This window comes from Mesorhizobium sp. M1E.F.Ca.ET.045.02.1.1 (assembly GCF_003952485.1).
In the GTDB taxonomy this organism is placed as follows: Bacteria; Pseudomonadota; Alphaproteobacteria; order Rhizobiales; family Rhizobiaceae; genus Mesorhizobium.
In genome coordinates, this window is the sequence record NZ_CP034447.1 from 5,653,035 (window position 1) to 5,662,351 (window position 9,317).

At 62.1% G+C, this 9,317-nt stretch carries 13 protein-coding genes and 1 tRNA gene; 9 read left to right on the forward strand and 5 right to left on the reverse strand.

Annotation, left to right across the window (positions count from 1 at the left end; translation table 11 throughout):
• The first annotated feature begins 133 nt into the window (after positions 1–133).
• On the forward strand, positions 134–955 hold the full coding sequence (gene bhcR / locus EJ070_RS27310; RefSeq protein ID WP_126094133.1) for an HTH-type transcriptional regulator BhcR: 822 nt from the start codon (positions 134–136) through the stop codon (positions 953–955).
• A 32-nt stretch (positions 956–987) separates the two neighbouring features.
• Here the strand turns inward: bhcR and EJ070_RS27315 are convergent, their stop codons facing one another.
• On the reverse strand, positions 988–1,344 hold the full coding sequence (locus EJ070_RS27315) for a hypothetical protein (RefSeq protein ID WP_126094134.1): 357 nt from the start codon (positions 1,342–1,344) through the stop codon (positions 988–990).
• A 79-nt stretch (positions 1,345–1,423) separates the two neighbouring features.
• Here EJ070_RS27315 and EJ070_RS27320 point away from each other — a divergent pair, with 79 nt between their 5' ends.
• Positions 1,424–1,882, forward strand: coding sequence for a hypothetical protein (locus EJ070_RS27320; protein WP_245464687.1), 459 nt, complete (start codon positions 1,424–1,426; stop codon positions 1,880–1,882).
• A 124-nt stretch (positions 1,883–2,006) separates the two neighbouring features.
• Here EJ070_RS27320 and EJ070_RS27325 read toward each other — a convergent pair whose 3' ends face one another.
• Both EJ070_RS27325 and EJ070_RS27330 read right to left on the reverse strand, forming a co-directional pair.
• Positions 2,007–2,321 carry a BA14K family protein gene (locus EJ070_RS27325; RefSeq protein ID WP_126094135.1) on the reverse strand — a complete coding sequence of 105 codons (315 nt, stop codon included), beginning with the start codon at positions 2,319–2,321 and terminating at the stop codon, positions 2,007–2,009.
• Between the two features lie 248 nt (positions 2,322–2,569).
• The gene (locus tag EJ070_RS27330; protein WP_126094136.1) at positions 2,570–2,737 is read right to left on the reverse strand and encodes a hypothetical protein; all 168 of its coding nucleotides are present in this window, start codon (positions 2,735–2,737) and stop codon (positions 2,570–2,572) included.
• Positions 2,738–2,888: 151 nt separating this feature from the next.
• On the opposite strand from EJ070_RS27330, the gene EJ070_RS27335 reads away from it, so the two are divergent.
• Positions 2,889–2,964, forward strand: a tRNA-Thr gene (locus EJ070_RS27335).
• 75 nt (positions 2,965–3,039) lie between these two features.
• Here the strand turns inward: EJ070_RS27335 and EJ070_RS27340 are convergent.
• The gene (locus EJ070_RS27340; RefSeq protein WP_126094137.1) at positions 3,040–3,603 is read right to left on the reverse strand and encodes a DUF2569 family protein; all 564 of its coding nucleotides are present in this window, start codon (positions 3,601–3,603) and stop codon (positions 3,040–3,042) included.
• 210 nt (positions 3,604–3,813) lie between these two features.
• On the opposite strand from EJ070_RS27340, the gene EJ070_RS27345 reads away from it, so the two are divergent.
• Positions 3,814–4,014, forward strand: coding sequence for a DUF2905 domain-containing protein (locus EJ070_RS27345; protein ID WP_126094138.1), 201 nt, complete (start codon positions 3,814–3,816; stop codon positions 4,012–4,014).
• 29 nt (positions 4,015–4,043) lie between these two features.
• Here the strand turns inward: EJ070_RS27345 and EJ070_RS27350 are convergent, their stop codons facing one another.
• The gene (locus tag EJ070_RS27350; RefSeq protein WP_126094139.1) at positions 4,044–4,658 is read right to left on the reverse strand and encodes a TetR/AcrR family transcriptional regulator; all 615 of its coding nucleotides are present in this window, start codon (positions 4,656–4,658) and stop codon (positions 4,044–4,046) included.
• A 92-nt stretch (positions 4,659–4,750) separates the two neighbouring features.
• On the opposite strand from EJ070_RS27350, the gene EJ070_RS27355 reads away from it, so the two are divergent.
• The 5 genes from EJ070_RS27355 to EJ070_RS27375 are packed head-to-tail and all read left to right on the forward strand — an operon-like array spanning position 4,751 to position 9,298.
• Positions 4,751–5,833, forward strand: coding sequence for a spermidine/putrescine ABC transporter substrate-binding protein (locus EJ070_RS27355; RefSeq protein ID WP_126094140.1), 1,083 nt, complete (start codon positions 4,751–4,753; stop codon positions 5,831–5,833).
• A gap of 8 nt (positions 5,834–5,841) precedes the next feature.
• Positions 5,842–6,687: an ABC transporter permease gene (locus EJ070_RS27360; RefSeq protein WP_126094141.1), complete on the forward strand. Its 846-nt coding sequence runs from the start codon at positions 5,842–5,844 to the stop codon at positions 6,685–6,687.
• A 2-nt stretch (positions 6,688–6,689) separates the two neighbouring features.
• A complete protein-coding gene (locus EJ070_RS27365) occupies positions 6,690–7,472 on the forward strand; it encodes an ABC transporter permease (protein ID WP_126094142.1) in 783 nt (260 codons plus the stop codon).
• Entirely contained in the window at positions 7,469–8,533 is a 1,065-nt protein-coding gene (locus tag EJ070_RS27370; RefSeq protein ID WP_126094143.1) for an ABC transporter ATP-binding protein, read from the forward strand. The genes EJ070_RS27365 and EJ070_RS27370 overlap by 4 nt, the downstream gene beginning before the upstream one ends.
• A gap of 3 nt (positions 8,534–8,536) precedes the next feature.
• Positions 8,537–9,298 (forward strand): MBL fold metallo-hydrolase, encoded by a 762-nt coding sequence (locus EJ070_RS27375; RefSeq protein WP_126094144.1) that lies wholly within the window; start codon positions 8,537–8,539, stop codon positions 9,296–9,298.
• Positions 9,299–9,317: the final 19 nt, after the last annotated feature.

The following is a 9,317-nucleotide window of genomic DNA, read 5'->3' on the forward strand; positions in this document are numbered from 1 at the left end:
TATTTTTTCATTTCTAGAAAACCTCTCTTACCATCTGATTTCGCTACCCTTTCTGTTTTCCAGAAAATCACTTTCGGAAATTCGTGAAATACTTTTTCATTGCGTTCGGTCGGAAATCGGCCAGAATAGGCGTATGGAAACAAGCGAAAAGCGCCAGCGCGGGCGGCCGCGCGCTTTCAATGGTCCGTCCGAGGCGACGTCCGTGCAGTCGCTCGACCGGGCGCTGCGCATCCTGGCGATCGTCGCCGACGCCAGCGGGCTGTCCTTGAGCGAGATCGCGGCGCGCAGCGGGATTGCCGCCTCCACCGCCTACCGCATGCTGACGACGCTGGAGAACCACGGCATGGTCGAATTCGACACGACCGACCAGCTTTGGTCGATCGGCGTCGAGACCTATCGCATGGGCGCTGCCTTCCTGCGCCGCAGGAAACTGGTCGACCGCGCCCGCGTCGTCATGCAGGAATTGATGGAGAAAACCGGCGAGACGGCCAATCTCGGCGTTGCCGAGGACGATTGCGTGGTCTTCGTCAGCCAGGTCGAGACGCATCAGGCGATCCGCGCCTTCTTCCGGCCGGGCACGCGCAGTTCCTTCCATGCTTCGGGCATCGGCAAGGCGGTGCTGGCGCATCTCGAGCCCGAGCGGGTCGCCGCCATCCTGCGCAAGGCAGGCCTGCAGCGCTACACCGACAAGACGCTCTCCGACATCTCGGCGCTGGCCCACGATCTGGCGACCATCAAGCATCGCGGCTGGTCGGTCGACGACGAGGAACGCCATCCCGGCATGCGCTGTGTGGCCGCCGCCATTTTCAATGAGTTCGGCGAGCCGATCGGCGGCGTTTCGGTGTCCGGCCCAACCGTTAGGGTGACGCCTGAGCGCCTTGCCGAGATCGGCCCGCTGGTGCGCGAGGCCGCGGCCGAGGTGACGAAGATGATCGGCGGCGCAAGAGCCGATTGATCAAGAGAAAATCGCTCCGCGATTTCTCGCGGTCATACGCCCGGCAGCGCGCTCTTGGCCGCTATGTCGAAGAAATCGAGCAGGATGGCCAGTCCGACGCCGCTGGCTGTGAAGATGAGGCCGGCGATGAATATCCGGCTGGCGCGGTCATGAATGATGCGCTGCAGGGATTTGATGTCGAGCAGGATGGCGAGCGCCCGCATCTGCAGGGCAATGCCGACCAGGATCGGCACGACGGCAACCAGATGATAGGTCTGCCATGGAATCGGGTTGGCCGCCCAATGGGTGATGAAGCCCAGCGAAAAGGCCAGCAGGATGCCGACGATGGTGACGGTGCCGTTGCGGAAAACCGGTTCGACCAGATCTTCTTTCGGGTCCTGCTCGTCCAAGCCACCCTCCCCTCGATTGGCGGTCGAGGGATAGATTAAACGCTCGCAAAATCGCTGTACACCGTCGGCTGCTTGGGACTTGACCGTCTTGCCGCGGCGTTTGAAGGCATGCGAAAGGGCATGGATGCGGAAAACGCTTCAGCTTTTGCTCGCCGCTTCACTTTGCGGATGCGTGGCGGCGACACCTCGACCGGATGCCGGCGGCCAGCACGTCGATCCCATTGCGGTCTCGCCCATCCCGATCTCGCTGGCCCTGGAAGAGATCATCACGACCGGCATCCGCCAGCGGCTGAAAAACCCAATCTCCGCCAGGTTCGGAACGATGCTCGCTGGCGAACGCGCGTTGAACGGTCGCCACGAGATCGTGGTGTGCGGCTCCGTCGAAGACAAGACCCCTTCCAACGACGAACCTTTCCTTGCCAAGGTTTACCCGGATGCCGGAAACACCTTCGAACTCGTCGCGCTGGGCGATGAAACACCGAATGTCGGCGACGCCTGCCGCCTGGCCGGATTGCCGATCGAGCCCAAGAAATCTTGAGCGATCAAACAAACGAAAAAGGGGCCGCGAAGGCCCCTCTTCCGGTTACCGAGACGGTTCCCCTCCTCTTGTTTTTACGCAATTCCGGACGGAAAACCGCTGCACACTTTTCCTGGAATTGCTCTCAGAGGCGGCAATAGTGCGGGTAGCCGTCGTAGCCGATATAGGTGTCCGAGCCCGGATCGTAGCTGGCGTAGCGGGCCAGGCAGCGGCGGACATGCCAAGAACCACCGCCGTATTCGTCGACATAGACCGGCTGCGGCTGCTGCTGGGCAAGCAGGCTGCCGAGGACGAAACCGCCGACGCCGGCGGCGATGCCGATGCCGAGCTCGCGGCGGTGATGATGGTCAGAGGCGGCCGAGGGCTGGACGGTGCCTGCCAGAGTGCCGGCAGCAACGGTGGTGGCGATGAGGGTGGAAACGAGCGTGCGCTTGAACATGATGATCTCCTTGGTTTCGTGACCGAGGCGATCCATCCGCCTCTTGACCGTCTGTCGCGGCGACCCGGAAAAAGGTTCGAGGATTTTTTTCAGATTTTTTCGCGAAACCGGAAGCGGCCGGTCTTTCAAGGCTCGCGCCTTCTAGTGAGTAGGGATTGGTGAGTAGTCAGTAGCATGTGTAGTCAGCATCAGCGCCGGCCGAGCCCCCTACTCACTACTGCCTACTCACTACTGCCTACTCACTCTTTTCACCCCATCCCCGTGATATGGCGCAGCCAGAACGCCAGCACGATGAACCCGACGATGGTGGCGACGCCGGTCCAGTCGATATTGGCTTTCTTCAGATCGCTGATGGCCTTCACCAGGAGAAGCCAGGTCACCACGATGAGCGGCAGGATGATGACAAATCTGATCATGCGGCACCCCGTTCGATGCGATTGCACCTGACGAAGATGTAGGAAGCGGCGCGGCGCATTTCAGCACGCCGGCTAAGCCACGGCATCCATCAGCAACCCAAAACGGAGTTTTGTCTTTACTGGCGCACGAAATGTGCTACCGGAGCCCCGTGCCCTTGTAGCTCAGCTGGTAGAGCAGCGGTTTTGTAAACCGAAGGTCGCGGGTTCGATCCCTGCCGGGGGCACCATCCTTCGCTCTTCGAGCTTCGGATGGCAGGCCACCCGAAGGTCGCTAGACGTGCGAACGGACCAAAGCGACCTTGCTACGAGGCTGTTGCAACTTCGCCGGCGGCTGTTCCACCGAACGTATTCCTTACCCTCACCGACTTGAACACATAGGCAACCCAGATCCCGGTCAGAACAAATCCGGCGATAGGTGCTGCCAGCGCATCTCCCGCGAGAACCTGGCTGATTGGTGCGCCTAGAATCGTTGAGGTCCAAACAGCGTCGAGCGCGAACACAAATGGGATCGCGATCCACTGGTACAGGAATAGCTGTTTGAAACGAGGGCTCCGCCGTAGCATTGCGACGAGAACAACCAATTGCAGCAGTGTAAACCCCAGCAACAGCACGATTTCGCCACAGACGGCCAAAGGGCCATTAGGTAACGTCATGAGCTGCCGGTAACCCTCACTCGAGGAAAACAGCTCGGCCAGCGTGCGGAACGGCGCCAAGGTCTGGCCGATTGCCAGCAGCATCAACCAGCCTCCAAATCCCACTAAGTCGCCTGGATTCTGCGACGGCTTGGCCGCCGAGCGGACGGCAAAGAAAACAGGCACACCGACCAGCAGCAGAACGATTGCCCAATGCCAGATGGAAAATTGCATCCAACCCCTCCCTCAAGATGCCCTTCTAGGTTGTAGCAGATCTCAATTTCAACTCAAGAGGCAATCTCGGGGAGTAAAGCGCCGCCTTCGCGGTCCAAGTGACGAAAGTCGTCCGATAGCCGAAACCAGAGCAGGCTTCGAACCTGGCGCTGCCGGCAAGACCCGTCGCCCTATATTTCCGGCAAGATGCTATTCCGACTGGATGCTGCCATGTCGCGAACACTGATCGTCATTGGTCTCAGCATGGTCGCCATAGGCCTGCTGTGGCCCTGGGTGACCCGGATCGGCCTTGGCAGGTTGCCCGGTGACATCGTGATCGAGCGTGAGAACTTCAGACTCTACGTTCCCATCACCACCGGAATACTGATCAGCGTCGTGCTCTCGGCGATCCTATGGCTGATCAACCGTTAGGGGATGCTCCGGCCCTCGCCTCGATCGTCTCACATCCCAATCGCCGCCACCAAGATCCTGTTCTGCCTTCGAATCGCCGCGCGCAGGTCCGGTATCTTCGCCTCATCTCTCTTCACGAACTCGATGAACATCATGTTCATGTTGTTGAAGATCAGCTCGCCCACCGCCGGGCCGTCGATGTCTGACCGCACCAGGCCGATCTCCTGCAGCCGCGCGATCAACGCCCGGATCTGCTCGGTCAACTCACGGTCCAGCGCGGTATAGGCCTGGCCGAACGGGCTGTCGGGCAATTGCGTCGAGATCGCCATTGCCTGCCGCCACATCTCCTTGCTCAGATAATTCAGCGAGTGCTCGATATAGATGCCGATCAGCGTGTCGAGCGCGTCGCCGACATTGGCGGGCGGGCTGGCGACCACGCCTCGCCCGGCATTGAGCACCTCGTTGACCTCCATCGACACGATGGCGCCGAGGATGTCGCCCTTGTTCTGGTAGTAATTGTAGATGGTGCCGATCGAGACCTCGGCCTGCGCGGCGATCGCCTCGATCTTGGCGCCTTCATAGCCGGCTTCGCGAAACAGCGAGGTGGCCGCATCGATGATGCGACGGTGCCGGTCCGCCTTCTGTCGTTCGCGCAATCCGCTCATATCGGCCTCTCTGCCACAAAATCATAATTGACTCAATTTTAGAATTGGTTCAACTTTTCCGTAAGAAGCCAGCAAGGCAGGGAGAACACTCGATGACCGCCAATGCCCGGAATCCGCTTTCCACCCTGAAGTCCCGTCTCGGAGCCGCTTGCGCGGCCGCGGCGCTGCTCATCGCAGCGGGCGGCGCTCGGGCCGCCGATCTCAACGCGCTGATCTGGTGCGATCACTCCGATCCGGCGCTGCTGCAGCCCTTCGAGGAGGCCAACAACGTCAAGGTCAACGTCAAGGAATTCGAGGGCACCGGCGCCGGTCTCGCCATCGTCGAGCAGTCGCAGCCCGGCGACTGGGACGTGATGGTGATCGATTCCATCGACGTTCCGCGCGGCGTCGAAAAAGGCCTGTTCGAGCCGTTGCCCGAAGACAAATTGCCCTTCGCCGACCTCTTCGCGGAAGTGAAGATGGACAAGTCCACCGTCGTCAACGGCAAGCGCTACGGCATCACCGAAAAGTTCGGCTACAACACGATCGGTTTCAACAAGACCAAGGTCGATCCGGCCGACATGCAGTCGCTGGCGTCGCTCACCGGCGACAAATACAAGGGCAAGATCGCGATATACGACTATTATCTGCCGGTGATCGGCATGGCGGCTTTGGCCATCGGCAAGAAGACGGCCGATCTCACCGAGGCCGACCTTCCCGCCCTCAAGGCCGAGCTCCTCAAGATGAAAGCCAACGCCAAGCTGGTCGGCGAAGTCACCGCCAGCCAAACCGCTTTGGCCACCGGCGAGGTCGACATCCTTGTCGGCGGCGGCGAGTGGGTGACGGCCGGTCTTGCCAAGGAAAACCCGGCGCTCGACTTCTCGATCCCGAAGGAAGGCGCGGTGCTCTGGTCGCAGTCGCTGGCCATGTTCAAGGATTCCAAGAACAAGGACATGGCGCTGAAGTTCATCCAATACATCATGAGCCCGGAGGGCCAGGCGCGGCTTGCCACCTCGTCCTGCTACTGGGGCATGCCGGCGAACACCAAGGCGGCGCTGAGCGACGAGCAGAAGAAGACCCTGCGCTTCGACGAGCAGCCGGGCTTCCTGGCACGGGCCCAGGCCTATTCGGCGCCCAACGCCGACCTCGACAAGAAGATGCAGGATATGTGGACCGAAATGCTGCAGGCGCAGTAAATCGGCCGATGAGCATTTCCGGAAGCAACTCGCGTGCCCTGCCCTGGGCGCTGGTCACGCCGGCGCTGGCGTGGACGCTTGCCTTCTTCGTACTGCCCTTCATCGCCATGGGGCTTTCCAGCCTCACGGCGCATGAAGGCGGTGGGCTGACTTTAGCCAATTACAGCCAGTTCTTCACCGATCCGTCTTACTGGCGGGCGATGGTGAACTCGCTGGAGGTGACGGCGATCGTCACCGTGATCTCGATCCTGCTCGCCTATCCCTTCGCCTGGATCCTCGCGGAACAAGTGCCGGAGCGCTGGCAGCGGCTGGCGCTGATGCTGGCCGTGCTGCCGTTCTGGACGTCTTACGTCGTGCGTTCCTATTCCTGGCTGCTGGTGCTGGCGCAAAACGGCGTCATCAACCGGGCGCTGACCGGCATCGGCCTGATCGCCGAGCCGCTGCAGCTTGCCAATACGCGCTTCGCCACCGTCACCGGCTTCGTGCATTTCTTCGTCATGCTGCTGACGCTGACGATCTTCGCCAATCTCAAGCAGCTTAGCCCGAGCTACCGCAAGGCGGCGGCCGATCTCGGCGCAGGGCCGGTGCGCACATTCCTGCATGTCGTGCTGCCGCTCACCCTGCCCGGCATCATGGTCGGCGCCTTCCTCACCTTCGTGCTCTGCATCGGCGACTACATCACGCCGCAGATCCTCGGCGGCAACAACGAGCTGGTCATGCCGCAACTGGTGATGATGCAGATCGGCCGCCGCGGCGATTTCCCGCTGGCTTCGGCGCTGTCGATCATCCTGATGGCGGTGGTCACCGTCGCCTATCTCGCCTGCGCCCGCTGGCTGAAGATCGAGCGGGCCTGACGATGCGCGCCGCCGTCCGCATCGCCGCCTGGCTCTATGCCGTCGCCATCTACGGCTTCATCTTCCTGCCGGTGGTGGTGCTGGTGCTGTTTTCGCTGCAGGCGACCTCGTTCCCGATCCCGCCCTTCACCGGCCCGTCGCTGCGCTGGTACCAAGCGGTGCTGTCCGATACGCGGCTCACCTCGGCGCTGGTCAATTCGCTGCTGGTGGCGGTGCTGTCCTCGCTCACCTCCGTCACGCTCGGCTTCCTCTCCGCCTGGGGGTTCGCGCGCTTCGTGCTGCCGGGCTCGGCCATCTTACGCGGGCTGATCACGTTGCCGCTCACCGTCAGCTATCTCATCATCGGCATGGGGCTGCTGGTGCTGTTCAACTGGGCCGGCGTGCCGAAATCGCTTTTAGCCGCCGGCATCGGCCATGTGGTGATCAACCTGCCGCTTTGCTTTGCCATCATCTACAGCCAGATGGGCGATCATCAGATCAACATCGAGCGCGCCGCACGCGACCTGGGTGCGGCCGAATGGAAGGTGCTGCTCATGATCACGGTGCCCGTGATGGCGCCGGCGATCTTCGCCGGCTTCTTCCTGTCGATGACCTTCTCCTGGGACGAGTTCGTCATCTCCTTCCTGCTCACCCGTTTCGAGACGACGCTCCCCGTCGAGATCTGGAACCTCTTGCGCTCCGGCCTCAATCCCAAGACCAATGCCGTCGGCTCGCTGGTCTTTGCCGTCTCCATCGTCCTGGTGGTGTTTTTCGAATTGACCCTGCTGCGAAGAAAGCCGGCATGAGCGCGCCCCTCGTCGACATCCGCAACGTCTCGCATCGCTTCGGCCAGCTTCCGGTGCTGAAGAACGTCTCTCTTGCCATCGAGCCCGGCAGCTACACCATCCTGCTCGGGCCGTCCGGCTCCGGCAAGACGACGCTGCTTTCCATCCTCGGCGGCTTCGTGACACCCAGCGAGGGCAAGGTGTTCATCCGCGGCGAGGACTGCACGTCCGTGCCGCCCGCCAAGCGCCCGACGACGACGGTGTTCCAGGACTATGCGCTGTTTCCGCATATGAGCGTCGGCGGCAATGTCGGCTTCGGGCTGCGCATGCAGGGCGTCGACGGCGCGACGCGGGCGGCCAAGGCGCGCGAAGCGCTGGCTCTCGTCGGGCTGGCGGCCGCCTTCGACAAGAAGCCGCATCAATTGTCCGGCGGCCAGCGGCAGCGCGTGGCGCTGGCCCGCGCGCTGGTCATCGAACCGGCCGTGCTTCTGCTCGACGAGCCGCTCGGCGCGCTGGATCTCAAACTGCGCCGGCAGATGCAGGACGAGCTGAAGGCCATCCAGAAGCGCGTCGGCACCGCCTTCGTCCATGTCACCCACGACCAGGAGGAAGCGATGGCGCTCGCCGACCATTGCGTGGTGATGAATGACGGCCGCATTGAGGACGAAGGCGCGCCGGAGCGGGTCTATGCGCGGCCGAAGACGCGCTTCTCGGCCACCTTTATGGGCGAGAGCACCATCCTTGCAGGAACCGTGACCGAGGCGAAGAACGGGATCGTCACGGCCTCGACCTCGGCTGGGCCGATCTCGCTGCCCGGCGCCTCACCTGCCGGCGCCGGCGTTGCTCTAGCCATCCGGCCCGAGCACCTCGTCCTCGGCGAGACGAAAGCCGATGTCGCGCTGGGCACAGCCAAGGTCAGCGACGTCGTCTTCCAGGGCAGCTTCAAGCGCGTGCTGGCCGCCTCGACGCGGGATCCTGCATTGCAATTCATCGCCAAGGCTCCGGCATCGGCCACCGTCCGGGCAGGCGACACGATCGCGGTTTCGTGCAACGCTCAAGACATCATCCTGCTGGCGGACTGAAGAATGAGCATGCTTCCGGTCATCGAGGCTCCGGACTGGTACGAGACCATCCGCATGGGCGACGGCGTCACGCTCATCCACGAGCCATGGATAAAACCATTCTTTCGCTGCAACATGTGGCATGTGCGCGGGCGAGACCGCGATCTGCTGTTCGATACAGGCCTCGGCCATTTCAGTCTGAGACGGCATGTGCCGCTGGTGAGCGAGCGCAAGCTCGTCTGCGTCGCCAGTCACACGCATTTCGACCACATCGGCTGCCATCACGAATTTCCGGATCGCTGCGTGCATTCCGCCGAAGCGGCAATCCTCGCCGACCCGCGCAACGAATCGACCGTCGCCGACCGCTACGCCAACGAAGAGATGTTCGATGGTGCGCCGGAAGGCTGGGACACGGCGCGCTACCATATCCTGCCCGCCCCAGCCGGCCGGCTGCTTGAGCATGGCGATGTCGTCGATCTCGGCGACCGCGCCTTCGAGGTCATCCACACGCCTGGACATTCGCCCGGCGGTATCGCGCTCAACGAGAAGAAGACCGGCATCCTCTTGTCCGGCGACATCGTCTATGAGGGGCCGCTGATCGACGACGTCTATCACTCCGATATCGAGGACTATGTCGAGACGCTGCTCGCCATGCGCGACCTCGATGTCTCGGTCGTCCATGGCGGCCATTTTCCGAGCTTCGGCAAGGTGCGCTATCGGCAACTTATCGATGAGTATCTGGCGCACAAGCGCAAGGCCGGCTGCCACCTGAAGCAGAGCAGGTGAACGATCAGACCCGATTTTG